The sequence below is a fragment of the Actinacidiphila sp. bgisy167 genome (assembly GCF_965342175.1).
GTDB lineage: Bacteria > Actinomycetota > Actinomycetes > Streptomycetales > Streptomycetaceae > Actinacidiphila.
In genome coordinates this window covers 26,305-45,805 of the sequence record NZ_CBDRBL010000042.1, presented here as the reverse complement: position 1 = coordinate 45,805, position 19,501 = coordinate 26,305, and the positions used below count along the sequence as shown (strand labels likewise).

16 protein-coding genes are annotated in these 19,501 nt (G+C 71.6%); 9 read left to right on the top strand and 7 right to left on the bottom strand.

The features are described from left to right. Positions 1–73 precede the first annotated feature (73 nt). Together ACRWND_RS17645 and ACRWND_RS17640 are read left to right on the top strand one after the other, a co-directional pair. Complete coding sequence (locus tag ACRWND_RS17645; RefSeq protein WP_431950355.1) at positions 74–544, top strand: hypothetical protein; 471 nt, start codon at positions 74–76, stop codon at positions 542–544. Between the two features lie 319 nt (positions 545–863). Further along, positions 864–2,048 carry a serine/threonine-protein kinase gene (locus ACRWND_RS17640; protein ID WP_431950376.1) on the top strand — a complete coding sequence of 395 codons (1,185 nt, stop codon included), beginning with the start codon at positions 864–866 and terminating at the stop codon, positions 2,046–2,048. Between the two features lie 34 nt (positions 2,049–2,082). On the opposite strand, the gene ACRWND_RS17635 is transcribed toward ACRWND_RS17640, so the two are convergent. Beyond that, positions 2,083–2,925 carry an undecaprenyl-diphosphate phosphatase gene (locus ACRWND_RS17635; protein WP_431950353.1) on the bottom strand — a complete coding sequence of 281 codons (843 nt, stop codon included), beginning with the start codon at positions 2,923–2,925 and terminating at the stop codon, positions 2,083–2,085. Between the two features lie 616 nt (positions 2,926–3,541). On the opposite strand from ACRWND_RS17635, the gene ACRWND_RS17630 reads away from it, so the two are divergent. Beyond that, positions 3,542–4,843: a hemolysin family protein gene (locus tag ACRWND_RS17630; RefSeq protein ID WP_431950351.1), complete on the top strand. Its 1,302-nt coding sequence runs from the start codon at positions 3,542–3,544 to the stop codon at positions 4,841–4,843. Continuing rightward, a complete protein-coding gene (locus ACRWND_RS17625; RefSeq protein WP_431950349.1) occupies positions 4,840–5,883 on the top strand; it encodes a hemolysin family protein in 1,044 nt (347 codons plus the stop codon). Before ACRWND_RS17630 ends, ACRWND_RS17625 begins: the two co-directional genes overlap by 4 nt. A gap of 210 nt (positions 5,884–6,093) precedes the next feature. Here the strand turns inward: ACRWND_RS17625 and ACRWND_RS17620 are convergent, their stop codons facing one another. Next, positions 6,094–6,321, bottom strand: coding sequence for a twin-arginine translocase TatA/TatE family subunit (locus tag ACRWND_RS17620; protein WP_431950347.1), 228 nt, complete (start codon positions 6,319–6,321; stop codon positions 6,094–6,096). Positions 6,322–6,460: 139 nt separating this feature from the next. After that, a complete protein-coding gene (locus ACRWND_RS17615; RefSeq protein WP_431950345.1) occupies positions 6,461–9,055 on the bottom strand; it encodes a Pls/PosA family non-ribosomal peptide synthetase in 2,595 nt (864 codons plus the stop codon). Positions 9,056–9,706: 651 nt separating this feature from the next. On the opposite strand from ACRWND_RS17615, the gene ACRWND_RS17610 reads away from it, so the two are divergent. Together ACRWND_RS17610 and ACRWND_RS17605 are read left to right on the top strand one after the other, a co-directional pair. Beyond that, the gene (locus tag ACRWND_RS17610; protein WP_431950343.1) at positions 9,707–9,928 is read left to right on the top strand and encodes a hypothetical protein; all 222 of its coding nucleotides are present in this window, start codon (positions 9,707–9,709) and stop codon (positions 9,926–9,928) included. After that, a complete protein-coding gene (locus tag ACRWND_RS17605; protein ID WP_431950341.1) occupies positions 9,925–10,509 on the top strand; it encodes an AAA family ATPase in 585 nt (194 codons plus the stop codon). The genes ACRWND_RS17610 and ACRWND_RS17605 overlap by 4 nt, the downstream gene beginning before the upstream one ends. Positions 10,510–10,713: 204 nt before the next feature. On the opposite strand, the gene ACRWND_RS17600 is transcribed toward ACRWND_RS17605, so the two are convergent. The 3 genes from ACRWND_RS17600 to ACRWND_RS17590 form a co-directional block, all read right to left on the bottom strand. Continuing rightward, positions 10,714–11,277, bottom strand: a complete 564-nt coding sequence (locus ACRWND_RS17600) for a DinB family protein (protein WP_431950339.1) — start codon at positions 11,275–11,277, stop codon at positions 10,714–10,716. 63 nt (positions 11,278–11,340) lie between these two features. Beyond that, positions 11,341–11,961 (bottom strand): L-threonylcarbamoyladenylate synthase, encoded by a 621-nt coding sequence (locus tag ACRWND_RS17595; RefSeq protein ID WP_431950337.1) that lies wholly within the window; start codon positions 11,959–11,961, stop codon positions 11,341–11,343. Between the two features lie 102 nt (positions 11,962–12,063). Continuing rightward, complete coding sequence (locus ACRWND_RS17590; protein WP_431950335.1) at positions 12,064–12,864, bottom strand: phosphotransferase; 801 nt, start codon at positions 12,862–12,864, stop codon at positions 12,064–12,066. Positions 12,865–12,980: 116 nt separating this feature from the next. On the opposite strand from ACRWND_RS17590, the gene ACRWND_RS17585 reads away from it, so the two are divergent. Then, positions 12,981–13,592: a PadR family transcriptional regulator gene (locus ACRWND_RS17585; protein WP_431950333.1), complete on the top strand. Its 612-nt coding sequence runs from the start codon at positions 12,981–12,983 to the stop codon at positions 13,590–13,592. Between the two features lie 166 nt (positions 13,593–13,758). Here ACRWND_RS17585 and ACRWND_RS17580 read toward each other — a convergent pair whose 3' ends face one another. Continuing rightward, on the bottom strand, positions 13,759–15,054 hold the full coding sequence (locus tag ACRWND_RS17580) for a ThuA domain-containing protein (protein ID WP_431950374.1): 1,296 nt from the start codon (positions 15,052–15,054) through the stop codon (positions 13,759–13,761). 622 nt (positions 15,055–15,676) lie between these two features. On the opposite strand from ACRWND_RS17580, the gene ACRWND_RS17575 reads away from it, so the two are divergent. Next, positions 15,677–17,908, top strand: coding sequence for an RICIN domain-containing protein (locus tag ACRWND_RS17575; RefSeq protein ID WP_431950331.1), 2,232 nt, complete (start codon positions 15,677–15,679; stop codon positions 17,906–17,908). Positions 17,909–18,054: 146 nt separating this feature from the next. Further along, on the top strand, positions 18,055–19,482 hold the full coding sequence (locus ACRWND_RS17570) for a ricin-type beta-trefoil lectin domain protein (protein WP_431950329.1): 1,428 nt from the start codon (positions 18,055–18,057) through the stop codon (positions 19,480–19,482). Positions 19,483–19,501: the final 19 nt, after the last annotated feature.

The window sequence follows — 19,501 nt, the reverse complement described above, 5'->3', positions numbered from 1 at the left end:
TGCCCGTGCCGGACCGGCACGGTTGGCACCGCGGTGAGCCGGGCTCACCGACCGCACACCTTTGGAGTCACAGGTGCGCAAAGCACTCCTTTCCGCAGCACTCGCCACCGCCGCCCTCGCCTGGTCCGCCGTCTCGTGCGCCGGCGCGGGCGCGGAAGGGCCCCGCCCGGGTGGGACGACCCCCGGCGCGGTCGCGCGGGACCTGCGGGTGGGAGCCGTCTGCTCCTCGCGCTTCGCCTTCGCCACCGACGTCTCCTGCGGGCTGGTGGGCCTGGGCGACGTCCGCTTCCACTGCGCGGACGGGCACGACGGCCCGTGCCCCAGGACCCGTTCCGTGACGTTCGAGAACATCGGCAGGGCCGCGGTGCGGCTGGTGGCGGTGAGCGGGTCTGCGCCGGGGGAGCGGCACGAGACCGTGTTCCCCGTGCTGGCGAGCGGCGCGCGGGCGGTCGTGGCGCCGCGGGCCGGCGACCGCTACCTCTTCGACGTCCTCTTGCGCGCGGGGGTCGGTTCGGCGGCGGTGGGCGTCGTCGCGATCGGCTGAGGCCGCCGGGTCACGGGAAGCGCGAGGCGAGGGGTGGTCGGAGCACCGGCGCCCCCGTGCGCGCCGGTGCCGGGCCTGTGCCCGCCGGGCCCTGCCGTGCGCGGAGTCCGCGCGGCGGCGGCCGACGTGCTCGGCGCCCCTCCCCGGCCGGACCGGGGCCCGGCGAAAGGCGCGTCCCCGGCCGCCGCGGCCGCAGGTCATCGCTGGTGCGCGGGTGAAGTACCTTAAGGGGGGTCTGGTTTGGCTCGCGGGATCGAGGTCGTACGACGTGCTGGTGGCGGATCGGTATCGCTTGGACGCGGCCATCGGCCGCGGCGGCATGGGCGAGGTATGGCGGGCGACCGACGAGGTGCTGGGACGTCCCGTGGCCGTCAAGCTCCTGCTGGGCGACGGCTCGGACCCCTCGGCGGCCGCGCGCTTCCGGCTCGAGGCGCAGACGGCGGCGCGTCTGGGCCATCCGCACGTCGTGGCGGTCTTCGACTTCGGGTCCTGGGACGGGCGGTTCTTCCTCGTCATGGAACTGGTCGAAGGCGACAGCCTGGCCCAGTTGCTCGAGGCCGGCCATCTGCTGGGCGCCGAACGCGCCGCGGTCGTCGCCGCGCAGGCCGCCGCGGGGCTGGCCGCGGCCCATCAGCAGGGCATCGTCCACCGCGACATCAAGCCCGGCAACCTGATGCTCGACGCCACCGGGTCCGTGAAGATCGGCGACTTCGGGATAGCCCGTTTCGTCGACGATCCGGCCGCCGGGCTCACGATGACCGGTCAGATCGTGGGCACCAGCCTCTACCTCGCCCCCGAACGCGCCCTGGGCCGGACCGCAGGGCCGGCCTCCGACGTCTACGCCCTCGGGTGCGTCCTCTACCAGCTGCTGACGGGCCGTCCGCCGTTCCAGGGGGACAGCGCGACGGCCCTGCTCTACCAGCACATCGACAGTGCGCCCGTGCCGCCCTCGCACCTGGGCGTCGACGTGCCCTCCGCCTTCGAGGGCTACCTCCTCGGGCTCCTGGCCAAGCAGCCGGAGGACCGGCCGACGGCGCAGGACGTGGCCGACTGGTTCCGCACCGACGCGTGGCGTGCCCACCCGGCCCCGCCGCCGGTCGACGTCCCCTCGCGCGGCACCCCGAACGGCGCCGGCAACCGGGCGGCCGGTACGGCGGCGCTCGGGGCGCCGCCGGCGACGCGGTCCGCGCACTCCGCGCGGTCGACGACCAGGCGGCGGGCCGCCCCGGCGCAGCGTCGCAGCCCCGGCGAGTTCATCCACTACCGGCCCCGTGTCGCGAGCGCCATCGCCGGGGCGGTGGCCTTCGTGGTGGCCGTCCTCCTCGGCATGGCCTGGTTCGCACCGGAGAAGGGCTCCGCCACGACCCCCACCGACGGACCCAGTGCCACGTCGACCCGGGGGCTGGGGAGCGCGTCGCCTCAGGCCGTCTCCCTGTCCGCCGGGAAGGGCGACGGAGGCCACGGCGACGGAGACCACGGCGACGACGACGCACCGGACGACTGAGCCACCGCACGAGGCGGAGCCGAGCCGGGGAGCGTCAGCCCACGTCCCCGGCGCCCGGGGCGACCGCACCGGCGGCGACCAGCCCGATGAGCAGGACGCCGAGCAGGACGCGGTAGACCACGAACGGCGTGAAGCTGTGGGTGGAGACGTACTTGAGGAACCACGCGATGGCGGCGTAGCCCACGGCGAAGGCGATGCCTGTGGCGAGCAGTGTCGGTCCCCAGGCTGGTGCGGCCCCTTCGCCGATCTTGGTCAGTTCCAGGGCGCCGGACGCGAGTACCGCCGGGATGGCCAGCAGGAAGGAGTAGCGGGCGGCTGCCTCGCGGCTGTAGCCGAGGAACAGTCCGGCGCTGATGGTCCCGCCGGAGCGGGACACGCCGGGGATGAGGGCGAGGGACTGGGCGAGGCCGTAGCCGAGGGCGTGGGGGAGGGTGAGCTCGCTGATGGGCTTGGCGTGGCGGACGGCGCGGGTGCGGTCGGCGACGGCGAGGACGAGTCCGAAGACGATGAGCACCGTGCCGGTGATCCGCAGGTCGCGCAGTGACGTCTCGATGCTGTGCTGGAAGGCGGCGCCGAGGGCGGCGATGGGGAGGGTCCCGATGATGACGAACCAGCCCATGCGCGCGTCGGGGTCCTTGCGCCGCTCGGGCACGAACAGGGACGTCGTCCAGGCCGTGACGATCGAGGCGATGTCGCGGCGGAAGTAGATCAGCACGGCGGTCTCGGTGCCCAGTTGCGTCACGGCCGTGAAGGCGGAGCCGGGGTCCTTCCAGCCGGCCAGGGCGGAGAACACGCGCAGGTGGGCGCTGGAGGAGACGGGCAGGAACTCGGTGAGTCCCTGCAGCAGGCCGAGGACGGCGGCTTCGAACCAGGACATCGGGGGGTGACTCCACGGATGGTCGGGGCGGCACGGCCCGGCGGCGCCGCTCGGGGGCGTGACATGCGGTCGTTTGCGCTACTGGTGGCGGTGGGGACGACCGGACGGGTGGGTGGGCCGGCGCCCGCGGGGGAGGGGCCGTGCCGCCGCTCTCGGCACGGCCCGCCGGGAACCCAGCGGGACAGGACTCGTCGGAACCGCCCGGGCGGGGCGCCGCCGCGCAGGGCCGGGCCGCCCGGCGGCACCGGGTGCCTGGAGGGGCCGCCCGACCCGAACGCTCCGCGCAGCCGTGGGCACACCATCGCGGCGTTCACTCCTTCATCCGTGGTTCCGTCGGCCCCGTGCGAGCCACCCGCAGAACTACCGCGTCAGGTAAAGAAGTTCCCAAGACACTCGCATGGCCGAGCGGGCTTCGGCTGATCGCGGGAGTGGGAGGGGTGGAGGGAACGGGCCCGCCTCCGTTCGGCGGCTGTTTTTGTGCTTCCTTTACCATGGGCTGACGACACCGTACCCAGCACGAAGAAGGAGCCGCGGTTCCCGCGATGGACCATCCCCCGAGTACCGACCGTGTCATACCCCGAGAGGCCCGCCGAGGAGTGGGAAGGGGGGTGACACGGTGACCGAAGTCCTGCTTCTGCTGCTGGCGCTGCTGCTGACCCTGGCCTGCGCGGTGTTCGTCGCGGCGGAATTCTCCCTGACCACGGTGGAGCGCGGGGAGCTGGAACGTTCCGCCGCGGCCGGTGAGCGCGGCGCGGACGGCGCCCTCAAGGCCGTGCGGCGGCTGACCCTGCAGCTGTCCGGCGCGCAGCTGGGCATCACGGTGACCTCACTGGTCATCGGCATGCTCGCCGAGCCGTCCCTGGCGGTGCTGCTGCGCGGTCCGATCGAGGCCGTCGGCCTGCCCGAGGGGGCCGCGTCGATGACCGCCACCGTCCTCGGCGTCCTCGTCTCGACCGTGGTTCTGATGGTGATCGGCGAGCTGGTGCCCAAGAACTGGGCGATCTCCAGCCCGCTGGCCGTCGCCAAGGTGGTGGCAGGGCCGCAGCGCGGCTTCACCGCCGCCTTCTCACCGCTGATCAACCACCTCAACGACACCGCGAACCGCCTCGTCCGGCGCTTCGGTCTGGAGCCGGCCGAGGAACTGGCCTCCGCCCGCACGCCGGACGAGTTGCGGGCGCTGGCCCGCCACTCCGCCGCCGAAGGCGTGCTGGAACCCGACTCCGCCGAGCTCTTCGTCCGCACGCTCCACCTGAGCGAGCTGACCGCGGAGAACGTGATGACCCCCCGCGTGGACGTGCGGGCCCTGGAGACCCGTGCGACCGCCGCCGACGCCGCGGCTCTGTCGCTGTCCACCGGCCTGTCCCGCTTCCCCGTGTACCGCGACAGCCTCGACGAGGTCGTCGGCACCGTCCACATCCGCGATGTGCTGGCCCTCCCGGCCGGTGAGCGCGCCGCCACACCGGTGGCGGCCCTGGCCACCGCTCCGCTGCTCGTCCCCGACAGCCTGCCGGTGAACCGGCTGCTCGACCGGCTGCGCAGCCGCCGCACCATGGCCGTCGTCATCGACGAGTACGGCGGCACGGCCGGTGTCGTCACCGTCGAGGACGTCGTCGAGGAGGTCGTCGGCGACGTGCGCGACGAGCACGACCCCCAGCAGCGGCCCGACCTCGCCCCCGCCGCCGACGGTTCCTGGGAGGCCGACGGCAACGTCCGGATGGACCAGCTCGCCGGAATCGGCCTGACCGCGACCGACGGCCCGTACGAGACCGTCGCCGGTCTGCTCGCCGCCGCCCTCGGCCGGATCCCCGCCCGGGGCGACGCCGCCGAGGTCGACGGCTGGCGTTTCACCGTGCTCACCGTCGACCACCACGTGGCCGAGCGGGTCCGGGTGGCACGCATCACGGAGGACGCCCGATGACCGCGCTGCAACTCGCCGTCGGCGCTCTCACCCTGCTGACCAACGCCTTCTTCGTGGGCGGTGAGTTCGCCGTGATCTCCGTACGGCGCAGTCAGATCGAGCCGCGCGCGCAAGGGGGCGACAAGCGCGCCCGCGCGGTGCTGTGGGGTCTGGAGCACCTGTCCGCCCTGCTGGCCACCGCGCAACTGGGCATCACCGTCTCCTCGCTGGTGCTGGGCGCGGTCGCCGAGCCCGCCATCGCGCACCTGCTCGAGCCGGGCTTCGAGGCCGCGCACGTCCCCCACGCACTGGTGCACCCGATCTCGTTCGTGATCGCCCTGACGGCGGCCACCTATCTGCACATGCTGGTCGGCGAGATGGTGCCCAAGAACATCGCGCTGGCCGCTCCCGAGCGCTCGGCGCTGCTGCTCGGCCCACCGCTGGTGGCCGTCACCCGCGCGTTGCGGCCGGTGGTCTTCGGTGTCAACGCCTTTGCCAACGCCCTGCTGCGGCTGTTGCGTGTCGAGCCGAAGAACGAGGTCGCGGCGGTCTTCACCGACGACGAACTGGCCCGTCTGGTCCAGGACTCCAGCGCCGCGGGCCTGCTCGACGCCTCGGGCGGCGAGCGCCTGCGCGACGCCCTGGAACTGGGCAGCCGTCCGGTGGGGGAGATCCTGGTGCCGGCCGGGCGCATGGTCACCGTCGGTGAGCGGGTCACCCCGGACGAGCTGGAGCGGACCGCCGTCGCGTCGGGCTTCTCACGGCTGCCCGTCACCGGCGCCGACGGAGGCGTCCTGGGCTTCCTGCACATCAAGGACACCCTCGGTGCGGCCGAGCGCGACCGGGCCTTCCCCCGCAGCGCCCTCCACCCCGTCATCCGGCTCCGCCCGACCACCCCGCTCGATGACACGCTCACCGCCTTGCGGGCGGCGGGCACCCACCTCGCGGCCGTCACGGAGGACGACGGCACACTGCTCGGTTACGTCACCATGGAGGACGTCCTCGAGGAACTCGTCGGCCCCGCCACGGCGGCTGCCGGGGAGGCGGAGGCGGCGGCCTGAGTCGCCACCCGGCGCCTTCGCGCGAGGCCGCCCGGCCGCCGGGGCCGCTCGGCAGCGCGGCACCGAGGGGCTTCGGCGTGAGCGGGGGCGCCGGGGCTTCCCGTACGTGGGGACCGGCCGCCCGCCCGCCGGCGGACGGACGGGTCGGCTTCCGCGCGTCCTGGCTTCCGCGTCCAGGCCTTCGCCTGCGGCCGCGCGGCGGGAGCAGGCTCAGCGGCCTGCCCCGCCCGTCTCGTCCGTTCTTCGGATCACGTCCCCGGGGGCTGCCCGGATGACCCGGGGGCCGGGCCGCGCCGGGTCGTCGTCCGCGGCCGCGGCCTCGCTCTTGAGGATGCGGGTCGCCTTCCCCGCGGAGCGGACGAGGTCCGGGAGCTTCCTGATGCCTATGAGGACGACGACCACGATGAGCAGCAGGGCGAGTTCGCTGAGGCCGAACATCGTGCGGATCCTCCGGCTGGACAAGGCGCGGGGCGCCGGAAGTGACGCCCATGGGAAACTACAGCACCGGCAGCTCCTCACGGCAGTGAGGGGGAGCGCGGAGCGCCGCCGGAAGGCCGACGATCCCGGCGGGGCAGCCTCAGCGGGGTGCGCCGACCGTGGCGGCGGCCCGCAGTTCGCGGGCCGGGTTGCCGCCCCAGCGGGCCCGTTCCGGCATCTCCTCGCCCTTCATCAGGAAGGAGTCGGGGGCCAGGACCGCCTCGTCGCCCATCGTCACGCCGTAGTGGACGAGGGCGCCGACGCCGACGGTGCAGCGGCTGCCCAGCGCGGTGCGCTCCGATTTGAAGGTGCCGTCCTCCTGCGAGTGGCACTGGATCCGGGTGCCCTCGTTGAGGACGCACTCGTCGCCGATCGCCACCAGCGACCGTTCCGGAACATAGCAGCCGTCGTCGAAGACCCGGCTGCCGATGCGGACGCCGAGCAGCCGCCACACCAGGGGCTTGAAGGGCGTGCCGTTGAACACCGCGATCGCCTCGGTCGGGTTGGTGATCTTCCAGTAGCGCTCGTGCCGCCAGAAGGGGCGTTCGTAGATCGAGCAGTACAGCGGGCGCAGACCCCGCCGGCCCGCGGTGGCGCGTTCGGTCAGCACCATGCCGATGACGGCGAACAGCACGGTGAGGACGTTGGCGAGCGCGATCACCGCGGCGCCGAGCGTGTCATAGAGGTCCGCGGCGGCCGACACGACCAGGGTGACCGCGAAGAAGAACAGCCATCGCGACCCCAGGTGCAGGGCCATGGTCGCGGCGTTGTGCCGGTTCTTGGCCGCGAGGCGGCGCCGGAAGGTCGCGCGGTCCTCGACGAGATGGTCGAACCTGCTGTCCCGCAGGACGGATCGGGGGATCTCGAAGCTGGGCGAGCCGAGCAGGCCGACGCCCTCACGGACCTCCCCGTCCAGCGGGACCATCACCTTGGTGGCCAGCAGGCAGTTGTCGCCGGCCCTCGCCCCGGCGGGGAAGGGGATGTAGTTGCCCAGGAAGTTGCGCGGGCCGATCGACACCTCGGTCGTGCGGAAGGAGGAGCCGGTGTAGTCGGTGTTGATCACCGACAGCCCGTCGGCGACCATCGTTCCCCGGCCGACCCTGGTCAGGTGGGGGGCGTCCTGCCGTACGGTGAGCCCGAAGTTGGAGCCGGTCTGCTCGACGTCGCCCAGGTCGTAGCCGAGGCGGCTGAGATAGGGCACGATCGCCGAGCTGTCCCCGAACAGGACCTTGGGGAACCGCCGGTTGGTGAGGAAACCGACGGCGCGGTGCACGCCGTAGTGGAAGCCGAACAGCGGGTAGTCCCTGCCCGGCCGGACGAAGCGGCCCAGCAGGCGCGGGAGGGCCACCGAGAGCAGGAGGCCGAGGGCGACGGCGCCGAAGAAGAACATCGCGGAGACGGCCAGCGCGTCGGCGTAGAACGACCAACCGGTCAGCGCCACGGTCTCGGGCCGCAGCAGCGTGCTGGACTGCGGTATCGCGGAGATCAGCAGGGCGCCGCCGCCGACGGCCAGGGGCACGTAGGCGATCAGAGCCGTCAGCACCTGTGTGGCCCCGTAGCAGGCCCGGCGGACGGGGCCGCAGCGGGCGGGACGGGCGCCGTTGCGGTAGTCGACCTCGGTCGGCTGGGCCGGGGACCCGTGCCATCGCGCACCGTCGGGCACCCACTGGCCGGCGTGCAGCGAGGAGGAGTGGCCGAGCTGGGAGCCGTCACCCATGCCGGTCTCGATGTCGAGCACCGTCGCCTCGCCCACCAGCACGTCCCTGCCGAGAGTGACCGGCCCGGTCCGGATGACCCCGGACTGCGCCCGGTAGCAGTTGAGGAAGGAGTCCTTGCGGACCACCGATCCGTCGCCGATGGTGAGCAGATCGGTGCAGACGGGGACATGGCGGGTGAGGACCGTCACCCGCCGTCCGATGTGCGCGCCGAGCGCCCGCAGATAGAGGGAGTAGACCGGCGACCCGGCGAACAGCGCCAGCGGATTCGCCCGGATCAGCGTCTTGGCGCACCAGAAGCGGACGTAGGCGATGCTCCACAGCCGGATCTCCCGAGGACTCCACCGGCCGACCAGAGCCCACTTGCCGACGATCGGCAGCACGCACACGCCGAGGAAGACGGCGGCCCCGAAGACGACCGCGCGCAGATAGGTGTCGAGCAGTCCGGAGCCGTCCGCGATCCAGTCCACGCCGCCCGCCAGGACGACGGCCGCCGCGAAGGAGTAGGCGAGGAAGAACAGCAGTTGCAGCGCCGCGCACAGCGCATAGTGCGGCGTACCGGACGGTCCTCCCCGCGCGCCCGGCCCGGAAGCCTCCTGTGCCGGGGACGTGGCGGGCGGGGCTGCGGCAGCCGGGGCCGCGGCCGCGGCCGCCGGGGCGGCAACGGGAGGAGCGTCCGCGAGGGCCGCCGCCAGGCTCCTGACCGTCGGGTGCCGGTAGACGTCCTTGATCGAGACGGATGGCACGTCATCGCGCTTCCTGAGCCGCGCGCAGAAGCGGGCCATCACCATGGAGTCGGCGCCCAGGTCGGTGAAGAAGTTGCTGTCGAGCGGGACCTGCTCGACCTGCACCACCGGGGCGAGGACCTCGGCGATGACGCGCTCGCGGCCGGCGACCGCGGACGCGTCGTGTCCGGGGCCCGGGCCGTCGCGGCGGGGGTTGGGGTCGGGTGTCAGGAGGTCGACCGGCATGTCCGCCATGGCGGCTCCATAAAACGTGCGGACCGCAAGCGGTCGAGCGGGGAGCCGAGGCGAGACCGTCTCGGCCGACGTCCGAGCGAGCGATCCGGATGGGGTGGGTGGGGCTGTCCGGCATCGGGTACAGGTGCCTGCTACTCGCAGTCTTTTACCTCGGCGCCGCTCATGCCAGTCGGCCCGGCGACACCCTCGGTGAGACGGCATCGTCGGGACGTGATAAGGCCTGGTGGCGGGGTGTGCGGGGCCCTCGTCGGCAGTGCCCGGCCGTGGGTCACGCCGGGCGCCGCATGCCACGGCGGGCGGTGGGTCGCGCCAGCGCGCGCGTGGGGGGCTTGTGCCCGGCACCTCGGTCGACGCAGAACGCGACGACCTTTGGCTGTACATCGTTGTCCTGCCGGACGACGGCGGCCGCCCGCTGGTCGCACGGGGCCACGCGCCCCCCACCCGTAGGGTCACGGCCCCACCGCCGAAGGGTCTATGAGGGCTTCGACTTCGGTTCGGGCGCAGGCGAAGGCGCGGGGACAGCCCACGGAGCAATGTTCAAGACCTGTGGATCGGCTCCGGGAGGAACGCGGAGGGCGTACCTTCCCGAATGATCCGCCGATGGCCATCGAGTAGGCCGACGTTGCAGCGTCGGCCGGGAAGGCACGCCCTGTGCACACCGTGGTCGACGAAGACGGCACCACGCGAGGCGGCTCCCTGCTGGACGAGGTCGTCCGCGAGGGCGCCCGGCGGATGCCGGCCGCCGCGCTGGAGGCTGAGATCAGCTCCTGCATAGCCAAGTTGGCGAACGAGAAGGACGAGACGGGTGGCCGCGCTGGTGCCCGCTTCGAACACGGCCGGCTCGTCGAGCGCCCTGAGGCGGCGGCGGTATGACCGGTCCCCTCGCGGTTCTGGTCAACGGGCTTCCCGGCGCGGGGAAGACGACCCTGGCCCGCACCCTGTCCCGTCACCTGAGGCTGCCGCTGTTCTGCAAAGACGTGATCAAGGAGGCCCACGCCGATGTCCTGGGGGCGGAAAGGGCCGACTCGCCGCAACGACGCTGGAACGCCTCACTCGGCGCTGCCGCCAGCGAGACGATGTGGGCGCTGCTGGCGGACGCACCTGCCGGCGCCGTCCTGGAATCCTGCTGGTCGACCGACTCTCGCGGCTTCGTCCTGCGGGGCCTGAACCGCGCCGACAATCCAGCTGTCGTGGAGATCTGGTGCGACGTCCCGCTGGAGACCGCCCGACGTCGCTTCGAAGCCCGGCATCCACGCCATCCGATCCACGGAGACCTGCTTACGGACGACGACTGGGAGCGCTGGCGACGCACGGCACTGCCACTCCAGGTCGGCCCGACCCTGCATGTCGACACCACCCGGCCGGTCGACCCCGGCACCGTCGTCGCGTGGGTCCGAGCAGTGAGCCGCGGTCATTCCGGTGACGGCCCGAACAACACGGCCGACGGGGCTTGACAATGCGCGGGGAGGCCTGCCCGAACCGAACCCACGGGGGCCCCTCCGGTCCTTCTCCTCCCGATCTGCAGCAGGGCACGTCAGTTCGTGACGGACCCTCCTGCAGATCGAGGTGAGAGACCGTGAGGCCTCTCGGCGGCAGCAGCCGTGGAGCGTCACGGAGTCCACGTAGGTCTCCGAAACCCGATCGCCGGTTGTCGAACGTCATGTGCGGTGCGGGACGGTTCCGTCCTGCCAACGGTAGAGGTCACGCAGCAGGGAAATCTCGCCGCCGTGATGGATCAGCTCCCTGTTGACGTGCAGGATTCTGTTCTCCATGGGGAACCGCTCGGGACCTACCATGGGCGGATTGTCCAGATCAGCGTCCGAGAGCGTGCGGACCCCCGCGTTCCATCTCCCGTACATCTCATCGAGCTGTCTCAGCGCCTCGTCAGCGGTTCCCGCGTAGGCGAATGTCCGGGAGTCGACGTCCTGGCCGCCGAAGTACCATCCGACCCGATAGCCCAGGCACGAGACGATGATGTGCGCCAGCCGCCAGGCAATCGTGGTCACCGGTGCCGGCGCCGGGTCAGGGGACGCATAGTCCATCGTCCACTTGTCCGACCCTGCCGACATCGGTGCGGCCGACGAGCCACGTGGGCGAATGCTCCAGCAGTCGCGCACCGGCTCCCAGAAGTACTCCTCGTCGGTAAGGCCGTCCAGCCGTGGCCGCAGGTTCTTGCGCCAGTACCAGTCCAACTGCTCCGCGAGCCGCTCGCTTCGTGTCATTGAGGCACACTACAGACGAGGTTGAGTCGAGACTCAGGCCAGGTGGTGACCGGCCTCGTGGCCTCACTCGAATCGCGAGGTGTCTCCCGCGCCCCGCCGTACGATCTCTGCCACGCCGCCGGAGAAGTCGATCACCGTCGTCGGCTCGGTGCCGCAGTCCCCGGAGTCGACCACGGCATCCACCACGTGATCGAGCCGATCCTTGATCTCCCAGCCCTGAGTCATCGGCTCCTCCTCGTCAGGCAGCAGCAGTGTGCTGGACAGCAGCGGCTCGCCCATTTCGGCCAGCAATGCCTGGGTGACCACATGGTCCGGGATGCGCACACCCACGGTCTTCTTCTTCGGGTGCAGCAGCTTGCGCGGCACCTCACGGGTGGCCGGGAGGATGAAGGTGTAGCTGCCGGGCGTGGACGCCTTCACGGCCCGGAACACGTCATTGTCCACCTGCACGAACTGGCCCAACTGCGCGAAATCCCGGCACATCAGCGTGAAGTGGTGCCGGTCGTCGAGGTGGCGGATCGAACGGATCCGGTCCATGCCGTCCCTGCTGCCCAGCCGGCAGCCCAGCGCGTAACAGGAGTCGGTGAGGTATGCGATGAGTCCTCCCGACCGCACCGCGTCGGCGACCTGGGCGATGCTGCGCGGCTGGGGGTTCTCGGGGTGCACGTCGAAGTACTTCGCCATCTGCCGAGCTTATGCCGTAACCGGGTGTCGCACGCACGGGGCCGCGCCCCGTCGTCGCAACTACCGCTTCGGACACGGACAAGGGTCGAACGTCCGGGCCGGTCAATCCAGCAGGCCAGCCGTGAACGTCTGACGATGGTCCACCAGCCAGGCCTGCATGCGGTCCCAGCGTTCCCATCCACCACGGTCGGCCAATGCCCGGAGATAGACGAGGTCTCCGCCGGCCGCACGGTGGGCGACGAAGGCCCGGCAGACCTCCGTGGCCTGCTCGATGACGCCGGGCAGCTCGGCGCGGTCCTGTGCCGAGAGGCCGTAGCCGTCGGCAAGAATCCGCAGCCGTGCGGCCGCATCCAGCCCGTGGGGATGGAGAGCGGCCGCAGACTCGGGATCAAGCATGGGCACCCAATAACGGGCGGTCATGGCGATGTCCCAAAGGGCACGGCCCGGGGCCGCCAAGTCGAAATCGATCAGTGCCACGGCACGACCGTCACGGAAGACGACGTTCTCCGGGCACACATCGTTGTGGCACAACATCCTTCCCCCTTCCGGGTCGGCGAGGTCCGGGGGCCACTCGGCGCGGGTGTCGACCGCGACGGCCGCGCTGGACTCATGCAGACGCCGCAGCAGGCTGCCCACCGATCCGAGGGCAGAACTCGTCATCGCCCAGTCCGGGAACGGGGGTAGAGCCACGTCGCCAGGGATGAAAGTCAGCTGCTCACGGCCATCCGAGGTGAGACCGACAGGGGTCGGCGCCGCGTCGAAGCCGTGCTCCTTCAGCGCACTGAGATAGGCATGGAGGGCGCGCGCGTTGCGCGGTGCCGGTCGCTCCACCAACTCCCCTCGGCGGAAGACCGCCCCCGCGTTCGCCATTCCGCGGGTCAGCGCCTCGTCTTCAGCCGTCATGAGAATCACGCTATCGCCAGACCGACTGACAGGGGGCGACCCAGCCTTGTTGTGGGATCGGTTCCGATATATCGTTGGAGCATCGTGACCGTACGGCGATGGAAGGAGCGTAAGCAATGCGTTCCCGTGGACACGGACACTTCGGGCCGGGCCATCGCGGCCGCGGCGACCATGAACAGGAGGGGCGGCGCGCGGCGTTCGGCCCGTTCGGACCGCCGTTCGGCGGGGGGCCCTGGGGTCCCGGGCCGTGGCACGGCGGGCGGGGCGGCAGGGGAGGCCCGCGCGGACGGGCGCGGCGCGGCGACGTGCGTGCCTCGATCCTGGCGCTGCTCTCCGACCGGCCGATGCACGGCTACGAGATGATCCAGGAGATCGCCGAGCGCAGCGGCGGCGCGTGGAAGCCGAGCCCCGGCTCGGTCTACCCGACGCTGCAACTGCTCGAGGACGAGGGTTTGATCAGCAGCGCGTCGGAGGGCGGCAAGAAGCTCTTCACGCTCACCGAGGCCGGGCGCGGCGAAGCCGAGGCGGGGCCGGACGCCCCCTGGGAGGAGGCCGGGCGCGGCATCGACTGGGAGGCCATGAACGAGATCCGCAAGGCGGGCGCCGGTCTGGTCGACGCCTTCCGGCAGGTCTGGGCGACCGGTACGCCCGAGCAGCGCGACAAGGCGCTGGCCGTGGTCAACGAGGCCCGCAAGAAGCTCTACCTGATTCTCGCGGACGAGGACTGAGCCCCGCGAGGCGCCGTCGGCTCTGACACGCGGGTCTGGGCCGACGGCGTTTCTTGGTATGGCCGAAGCCCGTGGTCCGGGCGGCATGGGCCCTCGAGGCGCGTCGCCGGCGCCTGAGGTGCCGGGCCGCCCCGGAGCGGGGCGGCCCGGGATCCCGTCGCCCGGGTCAGGGACGGACGACGAGCTGGAAGGACTGCGCTGCCGAGCCGTCGCAGGTGCGCTGGACCAATGGGGTGCCGCTCGGGTCGCCGGTAGGGGCGGTGAGGCACTTGCCGCTGTGGCGGGCGGTGAAGTGGTAGCGCCCGCCGGACTCGGCGACGGGCAGCCACTGCTGGTTGCCGCCGCCGCCGTACGTCCACAGCTGGAGCGGGGCGTTGTCGGCGGTGGAGACGTCCGTGACGTCCACGGCCTTCGTCGTGTCGTTGCGGGCGGCCAGCCGTGTGTAGCCGCTGTCCGTGGCCAGCACGCGGAAGTCCTGCGCGGTGGTGGAGTTGCAGGTGTACTGCTGGATGACGGTGCCGTTGGCCGTGGCGGCGGCGCGGGCGTCCACGCAGCGGCCGCTGCCGGCGTTGACCAGGGAGTACCAGGACGTTCCGGAGATCGGGTCGGTGGGGGCCGGGCCGCCCGTGGAGCCGGTGCCGAGCCAGGTGAGTCCGTCGAGGAGGAAGGTGTTCTGGGTGGCGCTGGCGAAGGTCGACGACAGGCCGGTGTTCGTGTTGTAGTTCATGGCGTTGTGGCCGAAGTTGGCGTACAGCATGCGGTAGTTGGTGTTGGTCCACAGGATCGGGTAGTAGCCGCTGTACCACGTCTGGTTGGGGTCGGTTCCCAGGGGGAAGCCGGCCGGGTCGACGGACGCCAGGATGTCGATGTCCGGGTTCGCGCGCAGGTCGTTGCTCCAGCTGTACCACTCGCTCACCGACGAGGTGAACGTCGCGGGCAGGTGCGAGGTGGCGGGGTGGGAGCGGTCCTCGACGCGGAGCAGGGCGGTCGTCGGTCCCCAGGTGTTGGAGCGGAAGTTACCGCTGCCGAGGAACTGGTTGTAGAACCAGGGCCAGTTCTGCGCGCTGTCGGTCCAGGCCGAGACGTGGAAGCCCATCCAGCCGCCTCCGCCGCGCATGTACGCCTCGAAGCCGGCGCGCTGGGCGGCGCTCTTCGGGGCGTCGTCGAGGAAGAGGACGACCTGGTACTGCTTGAGCGCGTTGGCGTCGGTCAGCAGGTTCCAGTTGGTCGTCGAGGTGTACGTGAAGCCGTTGGCGGCTCCGGCTTGCGGGAACCACTGGTTGGCTTCCTTGACGAAGTCGATGTGGGCCGCGTCCCAGGTGCCGTTGTAGAACGCCAGCACCTTGAAGGGGGCGGCGGCGGGCGCCGGGGTGGCGGGTGCCGCGACGACGCCCAGGAGGACCGCGAGCAGCAGTAACAGGCGGGAGGCGACGCGCCTTACGGCGCTCGGGGCACGGGTCATGAGGCTCATGGGGGGAGGTCCTTCCCGGTCGGCGGACGCGGTGGGGTGCCGGTGGGGGAGCGTGGAGCCGTGCGGTGAGACGAGGGGAGGCCTTCTTTCCACTCGTGATTTAAGGAAGAAAAGAAGGGCGTCGTCAAGGCTTTGGTACAGACCAGTCGTGGCCATCGAACAGGGGCCTGCGCCCAGCGGCGACGCCCGACGGCGGCTCGGAGCCTCAGGCCCCGAGCCGCCGGTCCCCGGCAGCCGCAGCGGTGGGGCGGCCGGTCCGCCGGGGTGCGTTCACCTGGTGTGACCTGCGGTGTCGCATCCCGCCCAGTCGGCCTTTCCGTACGGCCGCCGACTGCCCGAACACCCCTGCGGACATCCGGGGCGAGGCGGCGCCGCCCATCCGGGGTGTGACGGGTCCCATCGTGCGACCTCTTGACGCGTCCGCTACAAAAGCCTAACTTCACGCCGTGAAGAAAGGGCGCACCGCCCTTTGAGCTGCTGTCGCATACATGGCCAGGCGCCTGCGCCCGGCCGTCCCCCACCTTCGTCATGCCTTCGCGGTATGCCGTCGCACGCTTCGGCATGCCCGCTCACACCCCCACGGCGCCGCGCCCCGCGCGGCACAGGAGTCTTCATGGGAATCCTCGGATCGCCGCCCCGCGGCGTCCCCGGACGCGGCCGGGCCCGGCGCCGCGTCGTACCGCTCGCCCTGGGCGCGCTCTTGGCCTCGGGCCTGTCCGTCGTCGTGCTGACCGCCCCGCAGGCCCAGGCCGCCACCCTCCCCACCGGCTGGGTGACGGTCGCCGCCAAGCACAGCGGCAAGTGCGTCGACGCCGCCGCCGCGGGCACCGCCGACGGCACCGCGGTCCAGCAGTACGCGTGCAACGGGACCGCCGCGCAGCAGTGGCGGTTCCAGCCGACCAGCGACGGCTACGTCCGCGTCGACAACCGCAACGACGCGAGCAAGGTCTGGGACGTCACTGACGTCTCCGCCGCCGACGGAGCGCCCGTCCAGCTCTGGTCGTACTCGAACGGCGCCAACCAGCAGTGGCTGCCGGTCGAGGAGGCCGGCGGGACCTACCACTTCGTGAACCGCAACAGCGGCAAGTGCCTCGACGTGCCCGGCGCCTCCACCGCCGACAGCGCCCGCATCCAGCAGTTCACCTGCAACGGCACCGCCGCGCAGTCCTTCAGCCTGGGCTCCGTCGACGCGCCGCAGAACCCGCCCGGCACCCCCGATCTCGGCCCGAACGTCTCGGTCTTCGACCCGTCGATGTCCTCGGCCGCCATCCAGAGCCGCCTCAACCAGGTCTTCGGCCAGCAGGAGTCCAACCAGTTCGGGTCCCAGCGCTACGCCCTGCTCTTCAAGCCCGGCAGCTACAGCGTCGACGCCAACGTCGGCTTCTACACGCAGGTCGCGGGTCTCGGCCTGTCGCCGGACGACGTGACGATCAACGGCGCCGTCCACGCCGAGGCCGACTGGTTCCAGGGCAACGCCACCCAGAACTTCTGGCGCTCGGCCGAGAACCTGTCCGTCAACCCCTCCGGCGGCACCGACCGATGGGCCGTCTCCCAGGCGGCCCCGTACCGCCGGATGCACGTCCGCGGCAACCTGCAGCTGGACGACGGCGGCTGGTCCAGCGGCGGTCTGATCGCCGACTCCAGGATCGACGGCCAGGTGCGCTCCGGCTCGCAGCAGCAGTGGCTGTCGCGGAACAGCCAGTGGGGCAGCTGGACCGGCTCCAACTGGAACATGGTCTTCGTCGGTGATGTGGGCGCGCCCGCGAACAGCTTTCCCAACCCGCCCTACACCACCGTCGCGCAGTCCCCGGTGACCCGGGAGAAGCCGTTCCTGTACGTCGACTCGGCCGGGGCCTGGAAGGTCTTCGTCCCGTCGCTGCGCACCAACACGCAGGGGACGACCTGGGCCGGCGGCAACCCGGCGGGCAGCTCGCTGCCGCTCGACCAGTTCTTCGTCGTCAAGCCCGGCGCCACCGCCACCGACATCAACGGCGCGCTGGGGCAGGGCAAGAACCTGCTGTTCACGCCAGGCGTCTACCACCTCAACCAGACGCTGAACGTCAACCGCGCCGGCACCGTCGTCCTGGGTCTGGGCCTGGCGACCCTCGTCCCGGACAACGGCATCACCGCGGTGAACGTCGCGGACGTCGACGGCGTCAAGATCGCCGGACTGCTCATCGACGCGGGCACCGCCAACTCGCAGACGCTGATGCAGGTCGGCCCCGCCGCCTCGGCCGCACGGCACACCACCGACCCGACCTCGCTGCACGACGTCTTCTTCCGCATCGGCGGGGCGGGCGTCGGCAAGGCGACGCAGAGCCTGGTGGTCAACAGCTCGGACGTCATCGGCGACCACCTGTGGCTGTGGCGCGCAGACCACGGCAGCGGGGTGGGCTGGAACACCAACACCGCCGCCAACGGACTGATCGTGAACGGCACGAACGTGACGATGTACGGGCTGTTCGTGGAGCACTACCAGCAGCACCAGGTGATCTGGAACGGCAACGGCGGCCGCACCTACTTCTTCCAGAACGAGATGCCGTACGACCCGCCCAACCAGGCCGCCTGGATGAACGGCTCCACGCGCGGCTACGACGCGTACAAGGTCAGCCCCTCGGTGACCAGCCACGAAGCCTGGGGCCTGGGCAGTTACTGCTACTTCAACGTCAACCCGTCCGTCGTCGCCGACCGGGCGTTCGAAGCCCCCGCGGTGTCCGGGGTCCGCTTCCACAGCATGGTGACGGTCTCCCTCGGAGGCACGGGCACCATCAGCCGCGTCATCAACAACAGCGGAGGCCCGTCCAACTCCGCGACCAACGTGGCCAACCTCGTCTCCGGTCCCTGACGACCGGACGACGACGCGCGGGACCCGCCGCCGGGCTTGCCGGCCGGCGGCGGCCCCGCGCCCACACCACCCCCGCCGGCCGCTCCCAGCGGCCTGTCCCCCCACACCCCGCGCCGCCCCGGTGGCGCACACGAAGGAGCCGTCCCGTGCTGAAATCCGCCGTCAGAGCCCTCACCGCGGCCCCGGCCGTCCTGGCGCTGGCCGCCACCGCCGTCGTCGCCACCGGCGGCACCGCGAGCGCCGCCGCCAACCCCGGCCCCGGATTCCCCGCCCACTACGCCGCGCCCTACGTCGAGACCTGGAACTCGCCCTCGGCGATGACCGACGTCCGCAACGCGACGGGCCTGAAGTACTTCACCCTCGCCTTCGTCATCGACGGCGGCGGTTGCAACGCCCTGTTCAACGGCGAGACCTCCGTGACCGACGCCGGCTGGACCTCCGCGGTCAACTCCCTGCGGGCCGCGGGGGGCGACGTCATCGTCTCCTTCGGCGGCGCCTCCGGCACCGAGATCGGCCTGTCCTGTACGAGCGTGTCCGCGCTCAAGGCCCAGTACAAGAAGGTCGTCGACGCCCTGAACCTCACCCGGATCGATCTCGACATCGAAGGCGGCGCGCTCGGCAACACCGCGGCCAACGACCGCCGCAACAAGGCGCTCGCCCAGCTCCAGCAGGAGTACGCGGCCGCAGGCCGACGGCTCGACGTCCAGTACACCCTGCCCGCCATGCCCTACGGACTGGACGACAACGGGAAGAACCTGCTCTCCAACGCCAAGAGCAACGGGCTGAACGTCAACCTCGTCAACATCATGACGATGGACTACTACGACGGGACCCGTGACATGGGCAAGGCGGCCACCGACGCCGCCACCGCCCTGCGCGGCCAGCTCGGCGCCATCTGGCCGGAGAAGTCCGACGCCCAGTTGTGGGCGATGGAGGGCAACACCCCGATGATCGGGGTCAACGACGACACCAGCGAGATCTTCACCACCGGCAACGCCGCCACGCTCGCCGCCTTCGCCACGTCCAAGGGCATCCAGGAACTCGCCTTCTGGGCGATCGGACGTGACAAGGCCTGCGCCACCAACGGGCAGCTCTCCGACAACTGCAGCGGCACCCCGCAGAGCGCCTGGCAGTTCTCGTCCGTGTTCAACACCGTGACCGGCGGCGGCACCACGCCGCCGCCCACCGGCTCCACCGGCCAGGTGACCGGCCTCGGCGGCAAGTGCGTCGACGTCGCCGCCGCGAGCAGCGCCAACGGCACCGCCGTCCAGATGTACGACTGCAACGGCACCGCCGCCCAGCAGTGGACGGTCGGCACCGACGGCACCCTGCGCGCCCTCGGCAAGTGCATGGACATCACTGCCGCCGGCACCGCCAACGGCACCAAGGTCCAGTTGTACGACTGCAACGGCACCGGAGCCCAGGTCTGGCAGCGCGGCAGCGGGGACAGCCTGGTGAACCCCGCCTCCGGCAAGTGCCTGGACGTCACCGACAAGTCCACCGCCAACGGCGCCCGGCTGCAGATCTGGTCCTGCACCGGCGCCACCAACCAGCAGTTCCGCCTCCCGGCCTGACGGGCCCCACCGCCGCCGT

What these genes read in the sequence shown, in the direction of transcription:
- ACRWND_RS17640 (WP_431950376.1), top strand. Translation starts at nt 864, where the DNA reads ATGGGCGAGGTATGGCGGGCGACCGACGAGGTGCTGGGACGTCCCGTG.
- ACRWND_RS17635 (WP_431950353.1), bottom strand. Translation starts at nt 2,925, where the DNA reads ATGTCCTGGTTCGAAGCCGCCGTCCTCGGCCTGCTGCAGGGACTCACC.
- ACRWND_RS17625 (WP_431950349.1), top strand. Translation starts at nt 4,840, where the DNA reads ATGACCGCGCTGCAACTCGCCGTCGGCGCTCTCACCCTGCTGACCAAC.
- ACRWND_RS17620 (WP_431950347.1), bottom strand. Translation starts at nt 6,321, where the DNA reads ATGTTCGGCCTCAGCGAACTCGCCCTGCTGCTCATCGTGGTCGTCGTC.
- ACRWND_RS17615 (WP_431950345.1), bottom strand. Translation starts at nt 9,055, where the DNA reads ATGGCGGACATGCCGGTCGACCTCCTGACACCCGACCCCAACCCCCGC.
- ACRWND_RS17605 (WP_431950341.1), top strand. Translation starts at nt 9,925, where the DNA reads ATGACCGGTCCCCTCGCGGTTCTGGTCAACGGGCTTCCCGGCGCGGGG.
- ACRWND_RS17600 (WP_431950339.1), bottom strand. Translation starts at nt 11,277, where the DNA reads ATGACACGAAGCGAGCGGCTCGCGGAGCAGTTGGACTGGTACTGGCGC.
- ACRWND_RS17595 (WP_431950337.1), bottom strand. Translation starts at nt 11,961, where the DNA reads ATGGCGAAGTACTTCGACGTGCACCCCGAGAACCCCCAGCCGCGCAGC.
- ACRWND_RS17590 (WP_431950335.1), bottom strand. Translation starts at nt 12,864, where the DNA reads ATGACGGCTGAAGACGAGGCGCTGACCCGCGGAATGGCGAACGCGGGG.
- ACRWND_RS17585 (WP_431950333.1), top strand. Translation starts at nt 12,981, where the DNA reads ATGCGTTCCCGTGGACACGGACACTTCGGGCCGGGCCATCGCGGCCGC.
- ACRWND_RS17580 (WP_431950374.1), bottom strand. Translation starts at nt 15,054, where the DNA reads ATGACCCGTGCCCCGAGCGCCGTAAGGCGCGTCGCCTCCCGCCTGTTA.
- ACRWND_RS17575 (WP_431950331.1), top strand. Translation starts at nt 15,677, where the DNA reads ATGGGAATCCTCGGATCGCCGCCCCGCGGCGTCCCCGGACGCGGCCGG.